Below are 25185 nucleotides of genomic sequence, written 5' to 3'. Positions count from 1 at the left end.
AACCCCAACAGGATGGCGGATGCCGATGCCCGGATTGCGCAACAAACAGAAACGTGCCCGCGAAAGACGCATTCTCGAAGCGGCGGTGACGAAATTTCGGGCAGAAGGGTATCGCGCGGTCCGGATCGAAGACCTTGCCGAGATGGCCGAAGTATCGGTGGGAACGGTCTATAACTACTACCGCACCAAGGGCGACATCCTGATCGCGACGGTGGCGATGGAGGTCGAAGAGGTTCTGGCCTCGGGCGCGGAAATCATCGCCAACCCGCCCCGGGGCGTCGATGACGCGATCCTGTCGCTGATTCATCAGTATTACGACCATTCGCTGATCTACCTGACCAAGGAAATGTGGCGCACCGCCATGGCGCTGTCGATCGAAAGCCCCGACACGCCGAACGGCCAGCGCTACAGCGAACTGGACCAGCAACTGGCCGGACAGGTGACCGAGATGATCCGCGCCCTGCAGGACCGGGGCGAAGTGCGGCCTGATCTTGACCCGGCCCCTTTGGGCCAGTTGATCTTCAACAACCTGAACCAGATGTTCATCGAATTCGTGAAGGATGACGAGATGACACTTGATACCCTGTTCGACCATGTCACGGCGCAAACCCGCCCCCTCGCCCGCCTGATCGGCAAAGGGGGTGCCGCATGACACGTTTCAACCAACCGCTTGGCGGCAACGACATGCCGCGTTTCGGCGGCCCCGCCACCATGATGCGGCTGCCCAGCCAGGACAGCGCCGAAGGGCTGGACGCCTGTTTCGTCGGCATCCCGATGGATATCGGCACCTCGAACCGGCCCGGTACCCGGCTAGGCCCGCGCCAGATCCGCGACGAAAGCCGGATGCTGCGCCCCTATAACATGGCCACCCGCGCCGCGCCCTTCGACAGTTTGCAGGTCGCGGATATCGGCGATGTGCCGATCAACACGTTCGACCTGAAGAAATCCGTCGACATCATCACCGATCATTACCGTGATATCCTGTCCCACGGGACGATCCCGCTGACGCTTGGCGGCGATCACACGCTGACCTGGCCGATCCTGCGCGCGATCAAGGAAAAGCACGGTCCCGTCGCGCTGATCCATATCGACGCCCATGCCGACATCAACGACGAGATGTTCGGCGAAAAGGTCGCCCATGGCTGCCCGTTCCGCCGCGCGTGGGAAGATGGCTGCCTGCAAAACGACAAGGTGTTCCAGATCGGTCTGCGCGGCACCGGTTACGCGCCCGAGGATTTCGACTGGGGCCGCGACAAGGGCTGGACCGTGGTGCAGGCCGAAGAATGCTGGCACCGGTCGCTTGTGCCGCTGATGGAACAGGTGCGCGACACCATCGGCGATGCGCCGGTTTACCTGAGCTACGACATCGACAGTCTCGACCCCGCCTTTGCGCCGGGCACCGGAACAGTGGAACCGGGCGGGCTGACCACGTGGCAGGCGCTGGAAATCGTGCGCGGTTGCGCCGGACTGAACCTGGTGGGGGCCGACCTGGTTGAGGTGTCGCCGCCCTATGACGCGACCGGCAATACCGCCCTGATTGCCGCTAACCTGCTGTTCGAAATGCTGTGCGTGCTACCTGGCGTTTCGCACGCTTAAGGCAAAAGGCTGGCTTAGGGGCGGCCCCTAGCCGCCCTTCAGCCGCCGCATGAGATAGACCTCACTGTCCGGCCGCACCGGGATGTTGCGGCCGGCGGTGGTGATTTCACCGTCCACCGCCACCGATATGCCCGCCTCGATCACCGGGGCAAGCCCGGGATATTTCTCGATCAGGGCATCCAGGGCCTTGCCGATGGTGTCGGCCTCGACCTCCACCACCAGTTCGCCATCGGTGAACCGGCGCAGGCCGGACCAGAGGTTGATCTCAACCATCCTGCCCCGCCTGGATCGCCGCCAGCACCTTGACCGGCGTCATCGGCAGGTGGCGCAACCGCTGCCCCGTCGCCGCCGCCACCGCGTTGGCGATGGCCGGAAGCGGCGGGGCGATGCCGGTTTCACCGACACCACGCACACCGTAAGGATGGCCGGGATTGGGCACTTCGACGATCACCGTGTCGATCTTCGGCAGGTCCGACGCGACAGGCACCCGGTAATCGAGGAAGGTGGCGTTTTGCAGCCGCCCGTCCTCGCCATAGACATATTCCTCGTTCAGCGCCCAGCCGATGCCCTGGACGGCACCGCCCTGGAACTGGCCTTCGACATAGGCGGGATGGATCGCCCGGCCCGCGTCCTGCGCCACCAGGTAGCGCAGGATCTTGGTATGCCCGGTTTCCGGATCGACCTCGACATCGACGACATGGGTGCCGAAGCTGACACCGACACCGTCGGGGAAGCCTTCGTAATGGCCGGCGATCGGCCCGCCGGTGGTGCTCATCTTGCCGGCGATCTCGCCGATTTTCATCGGCGGGAACTTCCCGGCATTGGGACCGGCGGGCTGGGCCGCGCCATCGATCCATTCGACCGCGTCCGGATCGATATCCCATTCCACCGCCGCGCGTCGGCACATTTCGGCGATGGCCTGTTCGGTGGCGATCACCGCCGCCTTTCCGGTGGCGAAGGTCGCCCGGCTGCCGTGGGTGGGTTCGTTGATGCCAAGCGCGCCGGTTTCGACCACGTTCACGCGGACATGTTCGTAAGGAACGCCCAGCGTTTCACCCACCATCATCGCCAAGGAGGCACGGCTGCCGCCGATATCCGGCGTGCCGACCGACACCTGCGCGGTGCCGTCTTCGGCGATCGCCATCGAAACCGCGGTGTCGCCGTTATAGTTGAACCAGAACCCCGAAGCGACGCCGCGCCCCTGGTTCGGCCCCAAGGGCACCGCATAGTTCGGGTGCGCCTTCACCGCTTCCAGCGTCTCGACCAGGCCGATCTTGTTGTAGGTCGGGCCGTAGCTGGCCTTGGTGCCCTCGCGGGCGGCGTTCTTCAGCCTCACCTCGACCGGGTCGAGCCCCAGTTCGCGGCACATTTCATCGACCAGGCTTTCCACCGCGAAGGCCGCCATCGGCGACCCGGGCGCGCGGTAGGCCGCGGCTTTCGGCCGGTTGGCCAGCACGTCGAAGCCTTCGTGATAAACCGCGGGCATATCGTAATTGGCGAAGGCGCAATCAAGCGCCGAATCCACCGGCGCGCCGGGGAAGGCCCCGCCCTGCATCCGGAACACCGCCTTGCCCGCGGTCATTTTCCCGTCTTTGGTCATGCCGATTTTCACATCCATCGAGGCCGAGGCGGTCGGCCCGGTGGCGCGCAGAACCTCGGCGCGGTTCATCACCAGCTTGACCGGACGTCCCCCTGCCTTCTTGCTCAGCGCCAGCGACAGCGGTTCCATGAACACCATGGTCTTGCCGCCGAAACCGCCACCGATTTCCGACGCGGTTACGCGCAGCTGCGCGACCTCAAGCCCCAGCACGGCCGAACACATCTGGCGGATGAACCAATGCCCCTGGGTGCAGACCCACATCTCGCCCTTGCCGTCGGCGCCCAGCTGGCCGACGCAGGCCTGCGGTTCGATATAGCCCTGGTGGGTGGCCTCGGTGAGGTAGGTCTTTTCCATCACCAGATCGGCGGCGGCGAACCCGGCGTCGAGATCGCCGTGGCCGTAATCGATATAGCGCACTACGTTGGGCGGGAAGCCTTCGGGCACCGAATGATCGGCCGATCCCGGGCGGATCGCCGGGGCATCAGGCTTGATCGCGTCATCCACGTCGATGACATGCGGCAGGAGTTCGTATTCGACCTCGATCAGCGCGGCGGCGTCCTGCGCCAGCAACGCCGAAGTCGCGGCGACGGCGGCGACCGCATGGCCGTCATAGAGCGCCACGTCCCCCGCCATGCTGTTTTCCTGCAGGTTCCAGTCCTCGCCGGTCAGCCCGGTCGGGAAATCTGCCCGGGTGACCACCGCCTTGACCCCTTCGAGCGCCAGCGCCTTGGAGGCATCGATCTTCTTGATCCGCGCATGGGCGTGGGGCGAACGGACCACCGCCCCCCACAGCATCCCCGGCATCGTCATATCCGCGCCATAGCGCGCCCGCCCGGTGACCTTGTCGAGCCCGTCGGGACGGTTGGGCCGGGTGCCGACCAGTTTGAATTCGGTGTTGAACTCGTCCTTCGCCATCAGGCCGCCCCCCGCATTTCCGCCGCCGCGTCCATCACGGCGTTTACGATCTTGTCATAGCCGGTGCAGCGGCACAGATTGCCCGCCAGCCAGTAGCGCACCTCGCTTTCGCTCGGATCCGGGTTCTGGTCCAGCAACGCCTTGGCCGCGACCAGGATGCCGGGGGTGCAGAACCCGCATTGCAGCGCCGCATGTTCGATGAACTTGCGCTGCAGCGGATGCAGGTCGTCGCCGCGGGCCATCCCTTCGATGGTGTCGACGGTCTTGCCCTCGGCTTCGACCCCGAGCACGAGGCAGGAACTGACCAGCCGCCCGTCGAGCATGACCGAACAGGCGCCGCAATCGCCGGTGCCGCAGCCTTCCTTCGACCCGGTCAGACCAAGGCGGTCGCGCAGGCAATCCAGCAGCGTTTCGCGCGGATCGGCGAGGAATTCGACCGTGTCGCCGTTCACGGTGGTGGTGACGTGGATCTTGCTCATTTCCCGGCTCCTTTCGCGCGGGTATAGGCGAGGCGCGCAACTCGTTGCGCCATCACGCCTGAAACATGGGTGCGGAACTCTGCCGTACCTCGTTTGTCGCTGATCGGGGTGGCCGCCGCGCGGGCGGCATCGGCCAGCGCCTCGAGCGCGGCGTCGTCCAGCGTGGTGCCGATGATGGCATCCGCCGCCGCCTGCACCGTGATCACCGTGGGGGCGACCGCGCCAAGCGCGACGCGCGCTTCGCTGATCGTGTCGCCGTCCAGGCGCAGGTTCACTGCGCAGCCCACCACGGCGATATCCATTTCCGTGCGCGGGATGAAACGCAGATAGGCATCGCCGCCGTTTTCCCCGCGCGGCGGCAGGGAAATGGCGGAAATCACTTCGCCCGGCTGCAGAACCGTGCGGCCCGGCCCGGCCGGAATTTCGGCCACCGGAACCTCGCGGCTGCCATTCACGCCGGTCACCGTCACGGTTGCACCTGCCGCGACCAGCCCCGGCACGCTGTCGGCCGCGGGCGATCCGTTGCACAGGTTGCCCACGAGGGTCGCGCGCCCCTGCACCTGGGTCGATCCGACCAGTTCCATGCCTTCGACCACGCCCGGCCAGTCGCGGCACAGCGCGTCATGTGCGCCCAGTTCGGCCCCCGCAACGGCAATGCCGATGCGCCAGCCGCCCTCCGGCGTGCGGGTGATGTCGCGCACGCCCGGGATATGTTTGAGATCGATCAGGTCATCGGGGATCACCGCGCCCGCGCGCATCTGAACCAGGACGTCGGTGCCGCCCGCCAGGAAACGCGTCACGCCACCGCAAGCCGCAGCGATTTTCACGGCATCTTCGAATGTCGCAGGTGTATGATAGTGCATCATGCTTCCTTGTTTGTTTGTCGCCATGAAAGCAGTAACGGCTGCCGCTCACAAGTCGATGGCGGCATTCTGAACCGCCTTTTTCATCACTGCCTTTATTGCTGGAAGCGTCCGGCACCATCTGCAAACCGATGTCAAGAGATGGGGGCGGCATCATCCGAACATCATCCGGAACTACGCTCCGAACGCCCAATTTCCCATCTAATGCATCGACGCGAACATGCCCTCCGCACGGAGGGCTTTGCCATTCGCCCCTATGGCTTCCAGCGCCGAAAGGACATCGCAATTGGCTCCGTTTTGCGCCCCAAAAGTCATCGATATGTTGAGAACACCGCATCCCACACAAACCGTCTGATGACAGATGACGAGGATCAGCGCACAAGAATAACGACTATTTCTCAGAGACTTCTCTGCAGGTATGCAGGATAACCGGCCCGTCGATCAGGGCGTCGGCCTTTCCGAAAAACGCGGCAACGGCGGGCGAGGAATTATGCCTGTCTTTCGCGTCTTCGGAGGTGAACCGTTCGAATGTCGTGAAAACGGATGGGTCCGACAGGTCTTGCGAGATATGAAACCCGACAGTGCCCGGTTCATTTGCCGCGACATAGTCCGCAACGGCGCAAAGCGCCTCTTGAAGGGCGTCCGCCTGAGCGGGTTTGGCCCGGATGACGGCCGTAATCGTGATCATGAAGCTTTCCCCTGCCCGGTTGGATGTGCAGGCCGGCCCGAACGCGGCCGGCCTGCTGTGTTGCCGGTTACTGTGCCGGCGTCAGATCGGCGCTCGCCTTGGCCGGGGACGCAGTGCCCACAGTGGCCTCATAAGCCGCTGCGGCGGCATAGATCGTGCTTTCCGAATAATCCGCGCCGGTCAGCATCAGGCCGACCGGAAGCCCGTCCACCTCGCCGCACGGGATCGACATCGAGGGATGGCCGGTCACGTCGAATTGCGAGGTGTTGGCGATCATCTCGAAGGCGCGGGTGATGACTTCGGTGATGGACGCGCCGGGTTCCGGCAGCTTCGATGCGGTGATCGGCAGGGTCGGCATCAGCAGCAGATCGTAGGTGGCGAAGGCCGCGTCGTAGCTTGCCTTGACCTTGCGCGCGAGGTTCTGCGCCTTGGCGTAGTAGCGGCCGTTATAGTGGTCGATCGCATATTGCCCCAGCAGCATGCAGATCTTGAGACTTTCGGACAGATCGTCGGCCTTTTCGCGCCAGCCAGCGTGGTAATCGAGAAGACCCACGTCATAGGCGCCTTTCCAGTTCATGCCCATGCCGTTGCCCTGCATCATCTGCCACTGCAGGCCCTCGATGGCGACCGGGCCCCAAACGGCGGCGGCCAGCAAGTGATCGGGGATCGACACCTCTTCGACGATGGCGCCGAGGCTGCGATAGGCTTCCGCGGCTTCCTTCACCGCGTCGGCCACGCCGGGCATCAGGTTGGCGGCGGCGAAGCCTTCCTCCACCACGGCGATCTTCATGCCCTTCACGCCCTTGTCCAGCGCCTCGGTATAGGCGTCGACCTTCGGCGCATATTGGCGCGGGTCGAGCCCGTCCGCCCCGGCCAGCACTTCGAGCAGCAGCGCGTTATCGGCCACGGTCGCGGTGATCGGACCGGTATGGTCGATGGTGCTTTCGATCGGCATGACGCCGGTATAGGGCACCAGACCGTGGGTCGGCTTCATCCCGGCGGTGCCGCAGAAGGCCGAGGGAATGCGGATCGAACCGCCCTGGTCGCCACCGATCGCCATGTCGACGAGGCCGCCGCCGACCAGCGCCGCGGAGCCCGAGGACGATCCGCCCGCCGAATAGCCGGCCTTGCGCGGATTGTGGACCATGTTCGGCTGCGAGGTGTGGCTGCCGCCCGACAGGCAGAAATATTCGCAGACCGCCTTGCCCTCGATCGTCGCCCCCTCATCCAGCATCCGGGTCACGATGGTCGCATCGGCCGCCGGGATGAAACCGGCCAGCGTCGATGCGCCGTTGGACATCGGCACACCGGCCAGCGCCACGTTATCCTTCAGCGCGACGGTCTTGCCCTTGAGCTTGCCCTCGGCCGCGCCCTGAACCGTGACCTTGCGGGCCCATGCCCCGTAGGGATTGTCCGCCAGGTCCGGGGTGTAGCCGGTGGTGCGGGGATATTTGACCTCGGGCATGAAGTCGGGTTCGGTATCGACGACGTCATAGGCGTCGAGATTGGGCTGCATCAGCTCCAGGTATTCTGCCGCTTCCGCGGGGCTCAGGGTCATCCCCAGACCTTTGCCGATTTCGATCAGCTGGTCTGCACTGGGTCTTGTGATGGTCATGGATCTACTCCTCTGGGACTGTTGGATTTGGTGTGACGCCCGTTGCACCGGGCGTTCTGGCCGGCCCAGAAGGGCCGCCCGGTCAGGCCGTCGTCATGCCGACGAATTCGGAAACCAATTCGGGGTTCTTCAGGTCTTCCGGCGCCATCTGCCCGGTGATCACCCCCTTCTGGATGGTCAGCACGCGGTCGGACAGCGCGGCGATGAAATCGAGGTTCTGTTCCACCAGGACCAGCGACAGGCCACGGGTTCTGAGAACCTTGAGCGTGTCGACGATTTCCTCGAGGATCGAGGGCTGGATGCCTTCGGTCGGTTCGTCCAGCAGCATCATCTTGGGACGGCCGCACAGGCAGCGCGCCAGCGCGAGAAGCTGCTGTTCACCACCCGACAGCGCGCCGCCGCGACGGTCCAGCAGGCGCTGCAGGCGCGGGAACAGCGTCAGGATTTCATCGAGGAAGTCGAGGTCCTCGGACGATCCGCCCGCCATGCCCATGCGCAGGTTTTCATGCACGCTGAGATCGGGGAAGATCTGCCGCCCCTGCGGCACCAGCCCGAGCCCGGCGCGCGACCGCTTGTGCGGCGGCAGTTGCGCGATGTCCTGCCCATCGAACCGGATGGACCCGCCGGTGGTCGGCAGATGCCCCATCAGCGTGTTCATCAGGGTCGTCTTACCCATGCCGTTATGGCCCAGAATGCCAAGGAATTCGCCTTCGGCCACGCCCATCGTCACGCCCATCAGGATCGGGATCCGGCCATAGCCGGACTGGAGATTGTCAACTTCGAGGATCATGCTGCCAGCCCCTTTCCGAGATAGACATCGCGGACCCGCGGGTCCTGCAGAACCGTGGCCACGTCTTCTTCGATCAGAACCGACCCCTGGTGCAGCACTGTGACCGTCTTGGCGATCATCTTGATGAACTGCATGTCGTGTTCGACCACGATCAGCGCGCGCTTGCGGTTGATTTCAAGGATCAGCTCCGCCGTCCGTTCGACCTCTTCATGGGTCATCCCGGCGGCCGGTTCGTCGAGCAGGATCAACTCCGGCTCTCCGGCCAGGACGGTTCCGATTTCGACCCATTGCCGCTGCCCGTGGGCAAGCTGGCCGACTTCCCGTTTCGCGATGCCGGTCAGGCGCAGCTGCGTCAGGATTTCCTCGGCCAGGTCGGATGCAAAGGCCGGCGTGTGCTTGTGGCGCGCCGCGATCCAGAGGTTTTCCTCCACCGTCATCGCGTTGAACACGTTGGGCACCTGGGTCTTGATCCCCACGCCGCGCCGGGCGATTTCGTGCGGCAGCGACCCGGAAATATCCTCGCCGCGCAGTTTCACATGGCCTTCGGAGGGCCGAAGCTGCCCGGTCAGGAGCTTGAAGAAGGTGGATTTCCCGGCGCCGTTCGGCCCGATCAGGCAGCGCAGTTCGGTTTCCTTCAGGCTGAAATCGACCGAGTTGACCGCGGTGACCCCGCCGAAACGGATGGTCAGGTTGCTGGTTTCCAGAAGCGGGGGTGTCGTCATGCCTTCACCTTTGCGTTGCTGTTGGCTGTGTCGGATTTCGCTTTCGGCAGGCGGGATTTCACGAGGTCGACGACCGTCGGCGCGATGCCCTTGGGCACCAGCAGGACGAAGACGATCAGGATCGCACCCAGGATGAAATTGGCATCCAGCGCCTGCTGCCCGCCGATGGCGGTGACCATCCACTGCATCAGCAGGCAACCGATGACCGGCCCGATCAGGGTGCCGCGCCCGCCGATGATGACCCAGATGATGATCTGCGCCGACAGGCCGAGCGCGAAGATGGTCGGGCTGACGAAGGCGCCCCAGTTCACGTAAAGCGCCCCGGCGAAACCGGCGATGGCGCCGCCGATCATGAAGGTGAGCAGCTTGTAGAAGCGCGGGTCGTAGCCCAGCAGCGCGGCGCGGGTTTCGTTTTCGCGGATCGCGATGATGATCCGGCCGAAGGTGCTGGCGATCAGGACGCGCAGGCCGATATAGACGACGATCAGCGCCAGCCCGGTCACCGTCCAGGCCTGTTCCGGGCTCAGGATGTAACCGGGATCGCCCGGCATGTTGAAGGTCGGTATCGCCGGCATCCCGTTGAACCCGCCCAAGCGGGCATCGCCGATCTTGTAGAAATCCCCGGCGGTCGAATTGACCAGGTTGAACAGGATCAGCGACACCGTCAGGGTGATGACCCCGAGATAGACGTCGCTGACGCCGCCGTAGATCATGAAATACCCCAGCAGCGCGGCGAAGATCACCGGGATCAGGATCGCCATGACAATCGCCCCGGTGCTGTCGCCGAAGTTGATCGCGGCGACGGCATAGGCATAGGCGCCGAGGCCGAAGAACGAGGTCTGCCCGAAGCTGAGGATGCCGCCATAGCCCCAGATGAACCCGAGGCTCAGCGCCAGCACCGCCATCGCGGCGAAGACCGTCAGCTGCATGATCTGGAACAGGTCGATATAGTAAGGGGCCGCGATGACACCTGCCGCTGCGATGACCGCACAGATCAGCGCCACGCGCATTTCATTGAGTTTCTGCATCAGAGACGTCCTTTGAAAAACTTGCCGGAAATCCCGGTCGGCAGCATGCGGATCAGAACCACGGCCGCGATGAACAGGATCACCTCACCGAAGACCGGCGTGGTAAAGAAGGCGGCGATCTGATTGATGAAACCGAACAGCCCCGAGGCCGTGATCAGCCCCCACAGGATCGAGGTGCCGCCACCGACGACGGTGATGAAGGCCTTGGCGATATAGGCCGCGCCCATTGTCGGCACGACGCCCGCCACCGGGGCCAGAAGCCCCCCGGCAAGCCCGGAAATGGCCGCCCCGGCGCCGAAGGTGGCCATGTAGACCCTGGCCGGGTTGACCCCCAGCGTCGCCGCCATGTCCGGATTCTGCATCACGGCACGGGCGATCAGCCCAGCGCGGGTGTAACGCATCACCGCCCACACCCCCGTCATGACGAGGATTGCCATGACCGCGAGGAACGGCGTGTAGAGGCTCGATTGGTATTCCCCGACGGAGAAGCCGCCCAGCGGCGACGCCACCCCGACGATGGTGTTGCCGAACAGCATGGTCGTGCCGCCGACGATCACGAGGCTCAAACCCCATGTCGCCAGCATCGTGTCGACCAGCCGGCCGTACAGGAACTGGATCAGGCAACGTTCGACGATGACGCCGACCAGCCCGACGAAGACGGGGGCGATGACCAGCATGGCCAGCCAGATATTCACCCCCGCCGAAACGGACAGCACCGTGGCATAGGCCCCGAGCATGAGGAATTCCCCATGCGCGAGGTTGATGATCTTCATCATGCCGAAGATCACCGCAAGTCCGGCGCTGATCAGCACGAGTGAAGCGATACCACTGATGACGTCCAGACCTACGATGATCGCGATGTCCATGTGCCTAGCCTCAGATGTTGATTTCGTACTGGGTGGTATCGTTCGGGTTCGCTTCGAGGTCGCAGACCGCCGCCGTATCGAGCGGCGCCTGCTGTTCGAAGGTCTCCAGCACTTTCCAGGACTTGTTCTCAACTTCCGCGAGGAAGGCGTTGCGGGTCACGTGGTGGGTCTTGGGATCGATCACCACCTTGCCGCTGGGCCCATCGACCGAGATACCGGTTTCAAGCGCCTCGATCACCGCCATGCGTTCGGTCGTGCCGGCCAGCTTGACGCCTTCCGCCCACAGGTACACACCCTCATAGCTCGCCGCGGCCAGTTCGCTGATATAGGGTGTCTGCGCCCCGTGCCGGTCCTTGATCGCCTTGACGAAGGCAAGGCTCGCGGGCGTCTGCAGTTCCTCGAAATAGCCGTAGCTGCCGATGACGCCGTTGCTTTCCTCCGGTTCCAGCGTCGCCGGTTCGTTGACCAGGCCGAACGTGGTGGAGGCGATCGGAATCTCGCCCTTCAGACCGGCGGCGGCCCATTGGCGATAGAACGCGGTGTGGTTGCCGCCCACCATGGCCGACAGCAGCAGGTCGGGCTTGGCCGCCTGGATGCGCGAAATCGACGGGCCGAAGTTGGTGACATCCAGCGGGAAGAAGTCGATCTCGACCACCTCGCCGCCATTGTCCTGGACGTATTTCTTCATCCACTTGGCGGTGATCTGACCGTAGTTGTAGTCGGCGGCGATGATATAGGCCTTCTTGCCCCACAGGTTCATCGCGTAGGGCACCAGTTTCTCGACCGTCTGGGCGGGCGTGGTGCCGGTGTTGAAGGTGTTGCGGTCGCAGACGCCGCCTTCGTACAGGGTGTTGTAGAAATAGAGCGTGCGGAACCGGTCGAAGATCGGCCGGATCGCTTCGCGCGACGCCGAGGTGATGCCGCCGTGGATCACGTCGACCTTGTCGCGGACCGCCAGCTGCTGGGCATATTGCGAATAGAGCTGGATGTTGGACTGGGTGTCGTAATTGACCAACTCAAGTTCGCGGCCGAGCAGGCCACCGGCGGCGTTCAGTTCCTCGACCGCCAGCTGGATGGCATAGACCATCGGTTCGCCGGTCGCGGCCAGCGGTCCTGCGAGGTCATGCAGGCTGCCGATCTTGATCGGGCCGTCAGCGGCCTTGGCCATGGTGCCGATCAGCGAAGGCGCCGCGAGCGTCATGCCCCCGGCAGCGGTATTCCGGAGAAAATTTCGACGTGAGAGTGTCATCGGTATTTACCTTTCTGTTGGAATGTCCCGTGTAGGTCGGGACTTGTTGTTGATCTCTTCGGATCACTTCTTTTGATGGCCGTGTTCCGGCCGGTTCGAACGGTGTCGAAAGTCGTGAATTAGCTGCTCTGCGCCGCTCCGGACCCGCAGGTCCCGATCCGGTTGGCACGTCTTGTCATGTTTGGATGACGGCACGGCACATGAGGTCGTATCATGGCTTTCCGGCCGGGCCTCTTGCCCCGGGGGCGGCTGCAGACGCTGCCCCGGGATGTATCGAAAGCGATCGAAGGCAGGCGCATTTTGCTTTGCGCTTTTTCGCAGATCGCTTCGAAGATGCCCCCAGAGTGCTTATTTGTTGAGCGACTGTTTGTCATTTTTTTAACGGCGAACGGCTGGAAACCTGCGGGTTTCATCGGTTCGCGGAGCGGCTCCTTTTTCATGAACTCTTAAGGATTATTGAATTCACAAATGGACATACGCTTGATCGTCCGTGCCAGCTTATGTGCTGAAACTGCCAGAAGGGGGATGGGGTCTGGCATTATCGGCTTTGGTCAAAAAACTTGTGCCGTAACGTAAACCTATCACTCTGGTCGCGAGGGATGACTTTGGGTTTCAGGGGAAGCCATGCAACAACAGAGCTATATAAACAGGGGGAACTACGGCGCGGGGTTTGAACACTGGCACGACATGACGTGCCGGCAGTTTTCGACAACCGAATGCGACATCCCGAACGAACCGAACTTTAACGGAGAGGTAAAGTCCTGGAGCTTCGGGGCGCTTCATTTCGGCGATGTCTCGGCCAGAACAGGCGGCGTACACTTGCCGCTGGTCAGAAGCGCGCAGGATATCCGCCGCGATCCCCGCGACCATATCATGCTGGTACTGATCCAGAGCGGTGAAATAGGCTTCCTGCAGGCGGATCGGAATACCACGGCGAAACCCGGGGACATCGTTCTGTATGATCAGGCGAACCCCTTCACGGTGAATTACATGGGGAATGCCCGAAGCCTGATCGTGGCGGTCCCCAGACACCAAGCCGTTTCGCGGCTTGAACAGGTGGCCGATTTCACAGCCCGGCGCCTTCCGAGCGCGTCCTATGCAGCCAGATTTTTCCGGTCCATCCTGTCGGAGCTGCAGTCATCGGCAGACGCGGATGCCGCCGATTTTTCACCGAAGCTGGAATCCTCGGCGCTCGATCTGATGTTCAGCAGCGTCGAACAGTGTTTCCTTCCCGACGCCGCACAGTTCCAGGGGCACAGGCAGGGACAGCTGAACAAGATCAAACGCTATATGCTCGACAACCTCCAAGATACCGATCTGAGCATCGACCGGGTCTGCGCAATGCAGGGCGTGTCGCCCAGATCGTTGAACCGCCTGTTCAGTTCCGAGGGAATGACACCGATGCGGTGGCTGTGGAAGCAAAGGCTGGAAGCCTCCTACAAGGTGATCGCCCAAGGACAGCCCGTTTCCATTACAAACATCGCCTTTGATTACGGTTTCAGGGATGTTTCCCATTTCAGCCGGGCCTTCAAACGGGAATTCGGGCGGTCTCCAAGCGCGGTGCTGCTGCGAAAATGATGGAGCGTTCAATCGATCGCAAGGCGCCGGCAGGTCGCACATTTCCAGAACCGCCGGTGCGGTTTGGAAAACCCGATACGAAACGAAACAGAAGACTGGTTTGGCGATGATTCTGATTACCGGATACGAAGGCTATGGCGGGCGCGGCGCCAATCCATCCCAGCAGGTGGCACAGGCGCTGGACGGCACGACGATCGCCGGGCACGAGGTCCGCGGCGTCGTGCTGCCGGTGGATTATGCCGAGGTCCGCAAACGTGTCCCCGCGCTGATCGACACGTATGCGCCGGTGGCCATGATCTCTCTCGGCCTCTGGCCGGGCGAAGCGGTGATCCGGCTGGAACGGATGGGTGCCAACACGCTCGATTTCGAAATCGCCGACCAGGTCGGCAACCTGCTGAGTGGCGTCATCGATCCCGATGCCCCGGCAGCCCATCGCAGTGGCCTGCCGCTGCCGAAAATCCGCGATGCGCTGCGCGCCGAGGGCATTCCGTCCCGGATCTCGGACACGGCGGGGGCATTTCTGTGCAACGCCCTGTTGTTCACCGCGCTGGATCATTGCGCCCGGACCGGCGCGACGACACGCTGCGGCTTCGTCCACCTGCCCTACCTGCCCGAACAGGTGGCCGAACTGCTGACATCGCTGGCCGATGAAGCGCGGTTGGAACTGCACCAACGCGCCGACCTGGCCTCGATGTCACTGGACATGATGATCGCCGCCATTCAAAGCGTGATCACCGAAACCGTTATCGAGGCCGAAACGACATGACGCTGATCCTCAATCGGGCGTCGTGAACCTGTCTATTGCCTTGCACGATCCAGCAATCAGGGCCAAGGCGACGTCCATCATTCGCAGCCTGTTGTCGGAGATCCGGCTTCTCCCCGAAGACGGTTGATCTGGCGATAGAACTGGTAGGGGAACTTGCCGGTCAGCGCCGCTCGATACCGTGATTTTGCAAAGGTCGCTAACTGCGCATCACGGTCACCCATGGTTGGCGCAGCGAAGGTCGGCTCAATGCTCCATGCCGCGCTGCATCCCAGGTCGGTTCCGATTCCGGACTGACCGGTGTTGCGAAGATCAGGAATGACTGCTGTCAGCAGTTCCGAGCCTGTGATGAACGAGTTCTCGCGCAGCCGTCGCGGCGGCCTCGGCATAGCCGGGATCGCGATGCGTCAGCATGGCCGCGAACGCCCCGTCCATCAGCACGGACACCTGCCGGGCCAGGACATCGGAGCCGCCGATGCCGGCCGCGGAAAACCGCCCCGCCAACCAGGCCTCGAACTTCTTCTTGTGGGCGGCCCCCACCGCCACCGCCGGATGCCCCGGCATGTTCGCAAGCTCCGCTACGGTTCGCAGGAAACCGCAGCCCTTCCATTTGGGATGCCGGGCGTTCCGTGCGACGTTCAAAAAGATGGCTGACGTCTTGTCGGCCACCGACCCTTCCGCGGCGTCGAACCATCCCTCGAATGCAGCGAGATTCGGCTGGTCCCGGGACACAAGATAGGCCTCGATCAGCTCATCCTTGCTGCGGAAATGATAGTAGAGCGAGCGCTTGGTCAGCCCGGCCTTTTCCGCGATGGCATCGACGCTCACCGCGCGAATGCCTTCGCCGTAAAACAGCTTGTTGGCCGCTGTAAGAATCCTGTCGCGCGTGGTCTCGGCAGATGGTCGTGCCATGTATACTACCCAGTGAGTTTACTTAGACATCCCCGGTTCGCAGAGTTCTGTCAATGCAATCGATGGAGGTAGCATCATGACTGAAACTGTATTGATGGAACGCGAGGGCGCGATCGCCGTCCTGACGCTCAACAGGCCCGACAAGCTCAACGCGCTGAACTATCAGATGAATGATCGGCTGATCGAACTTCTGGACGTGATCGAGGACGACAGCACTGTGCGCGCTGTCATTCTGACCGGCGCAGGGGATCGCGCTTTCTCGGCCGGCGGGGATATCCATGAATTTACCGGAAGCGTGAAGATGGGTCCGGATATCGCGATCAAGCAGTTCGTGCGCCGGGGGCAGAGCATGACGCGGCGTCTGGAGGCCTTCGGTAAACCGATCATCGCTGCCGTGAACGGGATCGCCTTCGGTGGCGGCTGTGAAATCACCGAGGCGGTTCATCTTGCCGTGAGCTCCGACAAGGCCATGTTCGCAAAGCCCGAGATCAATATCGGCATCCCGCCGACCTTTGGAGGAACCCAACGTCTGCCGCGGCTTGCCGGGCGCAAGCGTGCGCTTGAGCTTCTGCTTACGGGGGATCCGTTCGGGCCGGATCGTGCCTACGAGCTTGGCCTGGTCAACCGGGTCGTTCCGCACGACGATCTCATGCCCGCCGCATTTGGGTTGGCCGAGCGTATTTTGCGTCATTCGCCCTTGGCGGCCGCACGGATCATCACCGCCGTGACGCGCGGTCTGAACGCCTCCATCACGGAGGGCCTTGCAATTGAACGCGAACAGTTTGGCCGCATGGCTGCCACCCGTGACATCGGCGAGGGCCTGTCGGCATGGATCGACAGGCGTACTCCTGTCTATACCGGCACGTGATCGCCCCGGCGCAGCCACCTGACCTTGTATTCGGATTGTCATGCCAAGTGATCAGGCGGCTGCGACTTGCCGCAAGGCCACATCTGCCTTGCGGCACACAAGGCCCCCCTTTCGGCGCATCGGTCATCCGGACCCAAGGCGTTCGCAGTTGCGGCTAATGTCTCCTTCGACGGGCTGCGCTGCGGGGGAGGCGCTCGACGCGCTTGTCGTTCACTTCCCAGCCCGCATCACTCAGTAAAGCCGCGAAGCGACGATGGCCGCAACGGCCGAACCGGCGTGCCAGCTCAATCATGTCCGCGACCAGCCGCGCTTCGTCGGCCCGGGATGCAGGGCCTGATCCCCTTGCCCTTCAGGGCATCGCTCAACCAGAATGGATTGCTCATGATGCCCCAATTTTTGGGAGGCACGTGAATCACGCGACCAAGCCAGCCGCAAGCCGATTAACGGGTCCTGCGCCCAAACCGCACGCTGGCGCGAGCCCACCAATGCGCTTACTTCGCAGCTTCGACTTTCGTCACCAGAAGCACTTCCTGTTGGCAGGACATAGAGGCGCCATACCCTGAACCAGTCACGGTGACACGATCGCCGATTGCGAACGCCGCGCCGGGAAGGTGAGACAAGGCAATGGTCTTGCCATCATCGGTTCGCAAGGTGGGGCACTCCACGCCGGGCACCAATGTTCCGGTCAGCATCACAGCGCACATGGAAAGCACCAAAACGCTGCCAGTTGCAGCGGAGCGGGGCCTTGAGCGCCGTCTATTCCCCCATGCTCGATCATCGCGGCGATCCATCCAACCTCTCCCAAAGAGGTGCTCAAAGCGTTTACATTTGGCCTTTTCCAAAGGCTGGCATCCCCTTTCCAAGGATGCAAGGTCCAACTTTTCCACATAATTCTTGCAGACTACGGTTCGGAGACACTACCATCCAGGCAACGTTTCTTATTGAAACCAATGTTCGAATTCTCCGTTTTCTTTGCTTCCGTTAAGGTCTTGATCTTCTGACGCAGGTCGAGTGCCAGAGTAAGAGATTTGATGTTATGAAAGCTTTTTTCGACCTGAACTCAATTTGGAACCTGAACACCTTCGACAGCGAAGGTTTCATCGATTTGCGAACAAGGATTTCGGACCACACGCCGGATTTCGGATTCCAAGCTTCCTCTGACGGCTCTGCTGCATACCCGGATATTGGCACTGGAGCCCCGGGCGCCGGACATGAGCTGGTCGGCGAAGCGCCGTTGACGGAGATCGATACCGCAGAGGCCGCACCCGAAACGCCCCATACCTTCCAGAGCTTCCAGAAACCGGGGAGCGGGCGACAGATCGCAGCGGTCTCTGAGGCAGCACAAGCCGCGACGCCCGAAACACAATTCAGCTTGCCTGAAATGGCTCTGCGCACAGGAACCATTTTCGCCCAGCTTTTCGGCAGCACGTCGCTAGAGGCCCTGCTCTCGGGGATCAGTACTCCTCCTGCTGAACGCGACCGCACCGAAACGGTGCCCTTCGAATATGGCGACGAGGCCATCTCGCTCAGCATGGCACTGCCGACTGATGATCTGTTCTCGCAACAATGGCACCTGCAGAACAATACCGCCGGGCTGCTTGACCTGAACGTGACCGAAGTTTGGGACGGCACCGGACAGACCTATACCGGCGCCGGCGTCGCAGTGGCGGTGATCGATGATGCGGTCGTCGGATCCCATCACGATCTGGACGGCAATTACAGCACGGCGCTTGATTGGGATTTCTTCGATAACGACGCCGATGCCGGGGGCGTGGACGGCAACAACCACGGGACCGCCGTGGCCGGCATCATCGCCTCAGAAAACGACGGCACCGGGACCGTGGGCGTGGCATATGGCGCGACGATTTTCGGCTTCCGAGTCCAGACATCAGGGACGCTTCCTGCACTTTACGACGCATTCCTGGGTCAGTTGCGCGCGGCAGTGCAGAATGCCAGCGGCGAGGCCCAGGCCGGAGGGATCGACCGTACGGCCGACGTGGTCAACATGTCGCTCGGCACACAGATCGGCTCCAATTACTACGACAAAGACGTTCCGACACAGACACTGCCCGACAGCCTGGTGTCCGCGTTCGAGTACGGGGCGGAAAACGGCCGTGGCGGGCTCGGCACGATCTTTGTCAAATCTGCCGGCAATGGCCGCGGGTTGGATCATGATGCCAATGGCTCGGCGTGGAACGCGTCACGCTACACGATATCGGTCGCCGCGGTCGACCAGAACGGGTTCGTCTCCTCTTATTCCACCGAGGGCGCGAACCTGTTCGTCTCTGCGTTCGGGACGCCAGGCGAAGTGGTAACAACCGACCGGCTTGGCGCCGAGGGCTATAACAGCGGCACAAATCCCGACTACACGTTCGGCTTCAACGGCACCTCCGCAGCGGCGCCGATGGTGTCGGGGGTGATCGCACTGATACTCGAAGCCAACCCGAACCTCGGCTGGCGCGACGTGCAGGACATCCTGGCCTACTCCGCCCGACATGTCGGTTCCGCAGTCGGGGCCGGTTTGGCGGGTGCGGAAGAAAATGCCTGGTTCTTCAACGGCGCCGAGAACTGGAACGGCGGCGGGCTCCATTTCTCCAGGGATTACGGCTTCGGCCTGGTCGATGCCCATGCCGCGGTGCGGCTGGCGGAAACCTGGGGCGGGACCGCGCAGACCAGCGCCAATGACGCGCTCTATACCGTCGATCTGATCAATTCGACGGTCGAACTGTTGGGGACCTCTGCCAGCTACAACTTCACGCCGAACGATTTCCTCGCCGAAACGGTCGAAGTGCAGCTGACATATTCCCACACCTGGATCGGCGACATGGACATCGTTCTGACCTCGCCGACGGGAACCTCGATCCACTTGATCAAGAGCGGGTACGGCGGCAGCACCACCCTGACCAACGAGACCTATACATGGTCGACGAATGCATTCTGGGGAGAAAGCACCAGCGGCACCTGGACGGTTACGTTGACCGATGATTACACCAATGACACCTGGACGGTCACGGATCTCCAGGTCAATGTCTGGGGCGACAGCTCCACCGGCAACGATGCCGACAACCGCTTCATTCTCACCGATGAATTCTCGGATTACGCCGGCGCCTCGAGCCACTCCACCGCACTCGACGCCGGCATCAACAGAGGGACACTCAACGCCGCTGCGGTGACCTCGGATTCGACAATCGACCTGTCTGCCGGGAACGGAATCATAGACGGGGTGGGCGTTACGCTTGCGAATTTCACGATTGTCTATGGCGGTGATGGGGCCGACTCGATCATCGGGAACGCGGAAACCGAGTTGCTGAGCGGGATGCGCGGGAATGACGCCATCACCGGCGGCTCTGGAAATGAAACGCTGCTCGGTGGTTCGGGCGGCGATACGCTCGAGGGTGGCGCGGGCCTTGACGAGGTACGTGGCGGTGCCGACAACGACACGCTTCGCGTGAGCGATCAGGGACACGTCGTTTCGGGCGAGACCTATGATGGCGGCGACGGGACCGGCGATATCCTGCAGATCAACGGTGGCGGCAGCTTTGATTTCTCCAGCTCGACGGTCACCGGCATAGAGGAGATCAGGTTCAACACCGCCAACGACCAGGTGGCGAGTTTTGCTGCCTCGGTTGCCTCGACCGGCCTTGTCGCCAATGCGCTCGTGATCGATGCCTACGAAACGTCCGGTCTGGCGAATGTCGTGCGGTTCCTCGCCACTGGCGATGCCACGCTGGCGGGCCTGACCTTCCGGAACTGGCGGCCGGCGGATCATGGGCTGGAACTGGTCGGCGGTGCAGCCGCGCAGAATCTGATCGGTTCCTCCGTGAGCGATGCAATCGAGGGCGGTGGGGGCGACGATACCGTCGATGGCGCGGCCGGTGACGACACCCTTACCGGCGGCGACGGCGGGGACAGCTACCGCTATCGTTTCGGCGACGGCAGCGACCGGATAGTCGAAGCTATCGGCGCGGCCGGCACCGATGTGTTGCGGTTCGAAGACCTCGCGCGCGAGGACGTGACCTTTTACCGCCATGGCGGCACGCTCGAAATTCTTCTGTCCGACGACGCAATGATTTCGGTTGACGCGCAGCTGGACGGCGGCGGGCTCGAAACGATCGTCTTCCTTGGCGGCGGCACGATGAATTCCGATGAAATCGCCGCTGCGATCGTCAATCGCGCGCCCACCGGATCGGTCACCATCTCCGGCACCGCGACAGAGGATCAGGTACTGACCGCGAGCAACACGCTCGCCGACGAGGATGGCCTCGGCACTGTCAGCTATCAGTGGCAGCGCGATGGCGGGAACATTTCCGGCGCCACCAGTGCGACCTATACCCTGACCCAGGCCGACGTTGGGGCCGCGATCACCGTCACCGCCAGCTATACCGACGGCGGCGGCACCGCGGAGAGCGTGACCAGCGCGGCGACGGCAGCGGTCACCAACGTCAACGATGCGCCCACCGGATCGGTCAGCATCTCCGGCATCGCGACTGAGGACCAGGTGCTGACCGCGAGCAACACGCTCGCCGACGAGGATGGCCTCGGCACTGTCAGCTATCAGTGGCAGCGCGATGGCGGGAACATTTCCGGCGCCACCAGTGCGACCTATACCCTGACCCAGGCTGACGTCGGCGCCGCGATCACGGTTCGGGCGTCCTACACCGATGGTCAGGGCACCGCGGAGAGCGTGACCAGCGCGGCAACCGCAGCGGTCACCAACGTCAACGATGCGCCCACCGGCGTGGTCAGCATCTCCGGCAGCGTGACCGAGGGCGGGATGCTGACCGCGAGCAACACGCTCGCCGATGAGGATGGTCTCGGCACCATCAGCTATCAATGGCAGCGCGATGGCGGGAACATTTCCGGTGCCACGGGGGGAACCTATACCCTGACCCAGGCCGATGTCGGAGCCGCGATCACGGTTCGGGCGTCCTACATCGATGGTCAGGGCACCGCGGAGAGCGTGACCAGCGCGGCGACGGCAGCGGTCACCAACGTCAACGATGCGCCCACTGGCGTGGTCACCATCTCCGGCAGCGTGACCGAGGGTGGGATGCTGACCGCGAGCAACACGCTCGCCGACGAGGATGGCCTCGGCACCATCAGCTATCAATGGCAGCGCGATGGCGTGAACATTTCCGGCGCCACCAGTGCGAGCTATACCCTGACCCAGGCCGACGTCGGGGCCGCGATCACCGTCACCACCAGCTATACCGACGGCGGCGGCACCGCGGAGAGCGTGACCAGCGCGGCGACGGCAGCGGTCACCAACGTCAACGATGCGCCCACCGGATCGGTCAGCATCTCCGGCATCGCGACTGAGGACCAGGTGCTGACCGCGAGCAACACGCTCGCCGACGAGGATGGCCTCGGCACTGTCAGCTATCAGTGGCAGCGCGATGGCGGGAACATTTCCGGTGCCACCAGTGCGACCTATACCCTGACCCAGGCCGACGTCGGGGCCGCGATCACGGTTCGGGCGTCCTACATCGATGGCCAGGGGACCATGGAAAGCGTGACCAGTGGTGCGACCGGTGCCGTGGCCAACGTTAATGATGATCCTGTGGGCTCCGTCGTTGTCACCGGCACGGCCAGTGAAGATCAAATCTTGACGGCAGACATCTCTGGTTTGTCCGACGAAGATGGTCTGGGTGAGTTTAGCTACCAATGGCTGCGGGATGGGGCTGAAATCTCTGAAGCTATGGAATCGATCTACACCCTGGGCCGGGATGATGTAGGGGCCGTGATCAGTGTTACCGTTAGCTACACCGACGCCTATGGGACCGATGAAAGCATCACCTCGGATGCCACAGAAGAGGTTGAGCCTGCTGACCTCGAGCTGTTCGGCACCCCTGGCGACGATATACTGCGTGGCTATACCGGCAATGACACCCTGCGCGCCGGTGATGGGCAGGACACCCTGATTGGAGACGATGGAGACGACAGCCTGTCCGGCGGCGATAGCGAGGACGACCTGCGCGATGTGATCTATGGCGGGAATGGCAACGACTCGGCTGATGGCGGCTATGGCAACGATGAGCTGCGTGGGGATTCCGGAAACGATACCCTGATTGGCGGCTATGGCGCCGATACTCTCATTGGCGGTGATGGTGACGATGTTCTGACGGGACAGGCATGGAGCGACATGCTGTTTGGCGGGGACGGCAACGACTTCATCAACGGCGGTTTCGGCAATGACCGTGTGAACGGTGGGGCCGGGGCGGATCGGTTCTATCACCATGGGGTCGAAGGGCATGGCTTGGACTGGGTGCAGGATTACGATGCCGCCGAAGGTGACGTTTTGGTCTTTGGTGGCGCGGCGACGCGGGATCAGTTCCAAGTAAACTTTGCAGATACCGCTAATGCGGGCGAGGCCGGTGTCGCGGAAGCTTTCGTGATCTATCGTCCGACCGGCCAAGTCCTGTGGGCCCTGGTCGATGGCGAAGCCCAAGAGCACATCAGCCTGAGGGTTGGAGGCATCGAATACGATCTGCTGGCCTGATCAAAATGCGGAAGCTCTGACAAAGGCCGAGGGTACGTTGGGTAGCACCTCACAATTTCCGGGCTCCAAGAGCTTTGCGAGACAACGGGAGGGGGCAGTTCAGCGATGCCATCGGCTGAAGGTATCGTCTTCATCAATCGCATTGGCTTGCGCCGGTGTGATGCACCGAAGGAATACGGCCAGCCGGAGACGTTCTTCAATCAATGGGGCGTTGGAGTGAGATCGGCAGGTTCGCCCGGATCTTCGAAGGGCTGGCGACGGATTGCCACACGATACGACCGCAGCCCAGAAGCCTTCCTCTCTGTCGGCGCTCTCGCCGCAACCGTCATGTTCTGGTGATGTGTCTTGAGCCCAGTGACTTGCCTGGGCAGGTCCCGTTTTAAGAAATTGGTCGTTGACGAAATCATGCAACGAAAATTAAAAATATCCAACATTTTGAAAAATCAGGGATCAAATGCTCTTCCCTCGGAAACAAGCCGAAGACGATACGGTGGTCGAAATGCTGGCCTCCGCCCTCCGACGCGACATCTCGTTTGGTGTGCTGCGCCCCGATGAGAAGCTCAAGATCGAAGCATTGCGCCAGCGCTATGGCGGTTCCAACCATTCGATGCGGGAAACCCTGCGGACGCTGGTCGCCGAAGGCATGGTCGAGGCGACGAACCAGCGCGGCTTCCGCGTGACCTCGGCCACCGAAGAGGACCTGCGCGACATCCTGTCGATGCGGATGGAGATCGAAAAGCTGGGTCTGGCGTGGTCTCTGACGCAGGGCGGGGTCGAGTGGGAAGCCTCGGTGATTGCCGCGCAGCACCAGCTTGCCCATGCGGAGGCGGCCGTTCAGACCAACCCGGACGATGTGACGGCCCTGCAATGGGATGAGGCCTGCCGGATGTTCGCGATCACGTTGATCAGCGCATGCGGATCGCCCCGGCTGATCGAGATGGCCGGCCGCTTTTACGACCAGTCGCGCCGCTTCAGGCTGGCGCAACTGCGCGAGGGACGGATCGATTTCGCCGCACGGGCCGCGCGCCGGGAGAACCTTAAAAACGCAACTGTCGCCCGCGACGAACAAGCAGCGCTCAAGCTGCTGGAGGAGGATATCCGGGCGGACTTGACCTGAATTAAACCAAGGGAGGAAGACATGAAACTCAACAGACGCCAAACACTGGCCCTTATGGGCGCGGCGGCGGCCTCGGGGCTGGCAGCGCCCGCGATCGCCGCGAACAGGAAAATCAAGGTGGGGGCGCTGCGCTTCACCTCGCATTCGGGCAGCTTCGTTGCCTTTGAACGTGGCTATTTCGCCGAAGCCGGGCTAGACGTGGAATTCGAATTCTTCCAGGCCGCGCAACCCATGGCCGTGGCCATCGCGTCGGGGGATGTCGACTTCGCCGTGACCGCGATTTCCGGCGGCCTGATCAGCCTTGCCCAGAAGGGCGCGATCAAGGTGATCGGCGGTGCCCTGTCCGAAGAGGACGGCATCGACGGCCAGAAATTCCTGGCATCGGACGCGGCCTTCCAGGCGGGTGTCAAAACGCCCAAGGGTCTGGCTGGCAAGAAATTCGCCATCACCCAGGCGGGTTCGTCGTTCCACTACATGGGGGCGAAGATGGCGGCGGCCGAGGGCATCGAGATGCACTTCACGCCGCTGCAGAAGGTGGGCGCGATCATCGGGGCGATGAAATCCGGTCAGGTCGACGGCTGGTCCATCGTGCCGCATATCGCCAAGCCGCTGGCGGGTTCGGGCGCGGTGCATATCATCGGCAATGTCTCGGATTACATCCCCGACTATCAGGTCACCACGGTCTTCACGTCGTCGAAAAACGCCGCTGACGAACGCGGCCTGACCGAAAGCTTCCTGCAAGGGTATTCGAAAGGCGTCGACGATTACGCGGCGGCGATGATCGACAAGACGGCCGATCAGGATGCGATGGTCGGTCTGATCCACAAATACGTCTACAACGACCGCCCGCTCGAAAAGGCGGCGCCGTCGATCATCAACGGCACGATGCGGCTCAACAAGAACGCGGCGCTCAACATGGCGTCGGTCCAGGATCAGCTGAGCTGGTTCCAGTCCGAAGGGCTGGTGGATGCCGACATCAAGATCGAGCAACTGGTCGACAGTTCCTACGTCGAAACCATCGGCGGTTAACGAGACCT

The 25185-nt window shown here is 62.6% G+C and carries 21 protein-coding genes and 3 pseudogenes; 10 read left to right on the top strand and 14 right to left on the bottom strand.

Features of this window, described 5'->3' with window-relative positions:
- Positions 1-19 precede the first annotated feature (19 nt).
- Together GR167_RS16220 and speB are read left to right on the top strand one after the other, a co-directional pair.
- Positions 20-652, top strand: a complete 633-nt coding sequence (locus tag GR167_RS16220; protein ID WP_306419576.1) for a TetR/AcrR family transcriptional regulator — start codon at positions 20-22, stop codon at positions 650-652.
- Positions 649-1596, top strand: coding sequence for an agmatinase (gene speB, locus GR167_RS16215; RefSeq protein WP_160974772.1), 948 nt, complete (start codon positions 649-651; stop codon positions 1594-1596). Before GR167_RS16220 ends, speB begins: the two co-directional genes overlap by 4 nt.
- Before the next feature lie 27 nt (positions 1597-1623).
- On the opposite strand, the gene GR167_RS16210 is transcribed toward speB, so the two are convergent.
- The 11 genes from GR167_RS16210 to GR167_RS16160 form a co-directional block, all read right to left on the bottom strand.
- On the bottom strand, positions 1624-1869 hold the full coding sequence (locus GR167_RS16210; protein ID WP_160974771.1) for a MoaD/ThiS family protein: 246 nt from the start codon (positions 1867-1869) through the stop codon (positions 1624-1626).
- The gene (locus tag GR167_RS16205) at positions 1862-4111 is read right to left on the bottom strand and encodes a xanthine dehydrogenase family protein molybdopterin-binding subunit (RefSeq protein WP_160974770.1); all 2250 of its coding nucleotides are present in this window, start codon (positions 4109-4111) and stop codon (positions 1862-1864) included. The genes GR167_RS16210 and GR167_RS16205 overlap by 8 nt, the downstream gene beginning before the upstream one ends.
- A complete protein-coding gene (locus GR167_RS16200; protein ID WP_160974769.1) occupies positions 4111-4590 on the bottom strand; it encodes a (2Fe-2S)-binding protein in 480 nt (159 codons plus the stop codon). Before GR167_RS16200 ends, GR167_RS16205 begins: the two co-directional genes overlap by 1 nt.
- Positions 4587-5453, bottom strand: coding sequence for an FAD binding domain-containing protein (locus GR167_RS16195; RefSeq protein ID WP_160974768.1), 867 nt, complete (start codon positions 5451-5453; stop codon positions 4587-4589). The genes GR167_RS16200 and GR167_RS16195 overlap by 4 nt, the downstream gene beginning before the upstream one ends.
- A gap of 391 nt (positions 5454-5844) precedes the next feature.
- Positions 5845-6141 carry a putative quinol monooxygenase gene (locus tag GR167_RS16190; RefSeq protein ID WP_160974767.1) on the bottom strand — a complete coding sequence of 99 codons (297 nt, stop codon included), beginning with the start codon at positions 6139-6141 and terminating at the stop codon, positions 5845-5847.
- Between the two features lie 67 nt (positions 6142-6208).
- Positions 6209-7756, bottom strand: coding sequence for an amidase (locus GR167_RS16185; RefSeq protein ID WP_160974766.1), 1548 nt, complete (start codon positions 7754-7756; stop codon positions 6209-6211).
- Positions 7757-7838: 82 nt separating this feature from the next.
- The gene (locus GR167_RS20320) at positions 7839-8546 is read right to left on the bottom strand and encodes an ABC transporter ATP-binding protein (RefSeq protein WP_160974765.1); all 708 of its coding nucleotides are present in this window, start codon (positions 8544-8546) and stop codon (positions 7839-7841) included.
- Positions 8543-9268 carry an ATP-binding cassette domain-containing protein gene (locus GR167_RS16175; RefSeq protein WP_160974764.1) on the bottom strand — a complete coding sequence of 242 codons (726 nt, stop codon included), beginning with the start codon at positions 9266-9268 and terminating at the stop codon, positions 8543-8545. The genes GR167_RS20320 and GR167_RS16175 overlap by 4 nt, the downstream gene beginning before the upstream one ends.
- Positions 9265-10296, bottom strand: coding sequence for a branched-chain amino acid ABC transporter permease (locus tag GR167_RS16170; RefSeq protein WP_160974763.1), 1032 nt, complete (start codon positions 10294-10296; stop codon positions 9265-9267). The genes GR167_RS16175 and GR167_RS16170 overlap by 4 nt, the downstream gene beginning before the upstream one ends.
- Positions 10296-11162 carry a branched-chain amino acid ABC transporter permease gene (locus GR167_RS16165; RefSeq protein ID WP_160974762.1) on the bottom strand — a complete coding sequence of 289 codons (867 nt, stop codon included), beginning with the start codon at positions 11160-11162 and terminating at the stop codon, positions 10296-10298. The genes GR167_RS16170 and GR167_RS16165 overlap by 1 nt, the downstream gene beginning before the upstream one ends.
- Positions 11163-11172: 10 nt before the next feature.
- Entirely contained in the window at positions 11173-12363 is a 1191-nt protein-coding gene (locus GR167_RS16160; protein WP_235915993.1) for an urea ABC transporter substrate-binding protein, read from the bottom strand.
- Positions 12364-13035: 672 nt separating this feature from the next.
- Between GR167_RS16160 and GR167_RS16155 the strand changes: the two genes are divergently transcribed.
- Together GR167_RS16155 and GR167_RS16150 are read left to right on the top strand one after the other, a co-directional pair.
- Positions 13036-13989, top strand: a complete 954-nt coding sequence (locus GR167_RS16155) for a helix-turn-helix domain-containing protein (protein WP_160974760.1) — start codon at positions 13036-13038, stop codon at positions 13987-13989.
- A 106-nt stretch (positions 13990-14095) separates the two neighbouring features.
- Positions 14096-14755: a pyroglutamyl-peptidase I gene (locus GR167_RS16150; protein ID WP_160974759.1), complete on the top strand. Its 660-nt coding sequence runs from the start codon at positions 14096-14098 to the stop codon at positions 14753-14755.
- 309 nt (positions 14756-15064) lie between these two features.
- On the opposite strand, the gene GR167_RS16145 is transcribed toward GR167_RS16150, so the two are convergent.
- Entirely contained in the window at positions 15065-15664 is a 600-nt protein-coding gene (locus GR167_RS16145; RefSeq protein WP_160974758.1) for a TetR/AcrR family transcriptional regulator, read from the bottom strand.
- 76 nt (positions 15665-15740) lie between these two features.
- On the opposite strand from GR167_RS16145, the gene GR167_RS16140 reads away from it, so the two are divergent.
- Positions 15741-16532: a crotonase/enoyl-CoA hydratase family protein gene (locus GR167_RS16140; RefSeq protein WP_160974757.1), complete on the top strand. Its 792-nt coding sequence runs from the start codon at positions 15741-15743 to the stop codon at positions 16530-16532.
- 181 nt (positions 16533-16713) lie between these two features.
- On the opposite strand, the pseudogene GR167_RS16135 reads toward GR167_RS16140, so the two are convergent.
- Both GR167_RS16135 and GR167_RS16130 read right to left on the bottom strand, forming a co-directional pair.
- Positions 16714-16863: pseudogene (locus GR167_RS16135) on the bottom strand (IS3 family transposase); the annotation flags it as partial.
- Positions 16864-17023: 160 nt separating this feature from the next.
- Complete coding sequence (locus GR167_RS16130; RefSeq protein WP_160974756.1) at positions 17024-17224, bottom strand: DUF5818 domain-containing protein; 201 nt, start codon at positions 17222-17224, stop codon at positions 17024-17026.
- Positions 17225-17568: 344 nt separating this feature from the next.
- Here GR167_RS16130 and GR167_RS16125 point away from each other — a divergent pair, with 344 nt between their 5' ends.
- From GR167_RS16125 to GR167_RS16105, 5 genes and pseudogenes are all read left to right on the top strand, one after another.
- Positions 17569-23031, top strand: a complete 5463-nt coding sequence (locus tag GR167_RS16125) for a S8 family serine peptidase (protein ID WP_160974755.1) — start codon at positions 17569-17571, stop codon at positions 23029-23031.
- A 120-nt stretch (positions 23032-23151) separates the two neighbouring features.
- A pseudogene (locus tag GR167_RS16120) lies at positions 23152-23294 on the top strand (transposase); the annotation flags it as partial.
- Positions 23269-23370 (top strand): annotated as a pseudogene (locus GR167_RS16115) (IS5/IS1182 family transposase); the annotation flags it as partial. The pseudogenes GR167_RS16120 and GR167_RS16115, both read left to right, overlap by 26 nt.
- A gap of 115 nt (positions 23371-23485) precedes the next feature.
- On the top strand, positions 23486-24148 hold the full coding sequence (locus GR167_RS16110; protein WP_160974754.1) for a GntR family transcriptional regulator: 663 nt from the start codon (positions 23486-23488) through the stop codon (positions 24146-24148).
- A 21-nt stretch (positions 24149-24169) separates the two neighbouring features.
- Entirely contained in the window at positions 24170-25177 is a 1008-nt protein-coding gene (locus tag GR167_RS16105; protein WP_160974753.1) for an ABC transporter substrate-binding protein, read from the top strand.
- Positions 25178-25185: the final 8 nt, after the last annotated feature.

This window comes from Thalassovita mangrovi (genome assembly GCF_009857745.1).
Lineage (GTDB): Bacteria > Pseudomonadota > Alphaproteobacteria > Rhodobacterales > Rhodobacteraceae > Thalassobius > Thalassobius mangrovi.
This window is presented reverse-complemented; position numbering and strand designations above follow the sequence as displayed.

What these genes read in the sequence shown, in the direction of transcription:
- GR167_RS16175 (WP_160974764.1), bottom strand. Translation starts at nt 9,268, where the DNA reads ATGACGACACCCCCGCTTCTGGAAACCAGCAACCTGACCATCCGTTTC.
- GR167_RS16105 (WP_160974753.1), top strand. Translation starts at nt 24,170, where the DNA reads ATGAAACTCAACAGACGCCAAACACTGGCCCTTATGGGCGCGGCGGCG.
- GR167_RS16210 (WP_160974771.1), bottom strand. Translation starts at nt 1,869, where the DNA reads ATGGTTGAGATCAACCTCTGGTCCGGCCTGCGCCGGTTCACCGATGGC.
- GR167_RS16125 (WP_160974755.1), top strand. Translation starts at nt 17,569, where the DNA reads ATGAAAGCTTTTTTCGACCTGAACTCAATTTGGAACCTGAACACCTTC.
- GR167_RS16140 (WP_160974757.1), top strand. Translation starts at nt 15,741, where the DNA reads ATGACTGAAACTGTATTGATGGAACGCGAGGGCGCGATCGCCGTCCTG.
- GR167_RS16195 (WP_160974768.1), bottom strand. Translation starts at nt 5,453, where the DNA reads ATGCACTATCATACACCTGCGACATTCGAAGATGCCGTGAAAATCGCT.
- GR167_RS16200 (WP_160974769.1), bottom strand. Translation starts at nt 4,590, where the DNA reads ATGAGCAAGATCCACGTCACCACCACCGTGAACGGCGACACGGTCGAA.
- GR167_RS16110 (WP_160974754.1), top strand. Translation starts at nt 23,486, where the DNA reads ATGCTCTTCCCTCGGAAACAAGCCGAAGACGATACGGTGGTCGAAATG.
- GR167_RS16160 (WP_235915993.1), bottom strand. Translation starts at nt 12,363, where the DNA reads ATGACGCTCGCGGCGCCTTCGCTGATCGGCACCATGGCCAAGGCCGCT.
- GR167_RS16170 (WP_160974763.1), bottom strand. Translation starts at nt 10,296, where the DNA reads ATGCAGAAACTCAATGAAATGCGCGTGGCGCTGATCTGTGCGGTCATC.
- GR167_RS16165 (WP_160974762.1), bottom strand. Translation starts at nt 11,162, where the DNA reads ATGGACATCGCGATCATCGTAGGTCTGGACGTCATCAGTGGTATCGCT.
- GR167_RS20320 (WP_160974765.1), bottom strand. Translation starts at nt 8,546, where the DNA reads ATGATCCTCGAAGTTGACAATCTCCAGTCCGGCTATGGCCGGATCCCG.
- GR167_RS16155 (WP_160974760.1), top strand. Translation starts at nt 13,036, where the DNA reads ATGCAACAACAGAGCTATATAAACAGGGGGAACTACGGCGCGGGGTTT.
- GR167_RS16130 (WP_160974756.1), bottom strand. Translation starts at nt 17,224, where the DNA reads ATGCTGACCGGAACATTGGTGCCCGGCGTGGAGTGCCCCACCTTGCGA.
- speB (WP_160974772.1), top strand. Translation starts at nt 649, where the DNA reads ATGACACGTTTCAACCAACCGCTTGGCGGCAACGACATGCCGCGTTTC.
- GR167_RS16190 (WP_160974767.1), bottom strand. Translation starts at nt 6,141, where the DNA reads ATGATCACGATTACGGCCGTCATCCGGGCCAAACCCGCTCAGGCGGAC.
- GR167_RS16220 (WP_306419576.1), top strand. Translation starts at nt 20, where the DNA reads ATGCCGATGCCCGGATTGCGCAACAAACAGAAACGTGCCCGCGAAAGA.
- GR167_RS16205 (WP_160974770.1), bottom strand. Translation starts at nt 4,111, where the DNA reads ATGGCGAAGGACGAGTTCAACACCGAATTCAAACTGGTCGGCACCCGG.
- GR167_RS16145 (WP_160974758.1), bottom strand. Translation starts at nt 15,664, where the DNA reads ATGGCACGACCATCTGCCGAGACCACGCGCGACAGGATTCTTACAGCG.
- GR167_RS16150 (WP_160974759.1), top strand. Translation starts at nt 14,096, where the DNA reads ATGATTCTGATTACCGGATACGAAGGCTATGGCGGGCGCGGCGCCAAT.
- GR167_RS16185 (WP_160974766.1), bottom strand. Translation starts at nt 7,756, where the DNA reads ATGACCATCACAAGACCCAGTGCAGACCAGCTGATCGAAATCGGCAAA.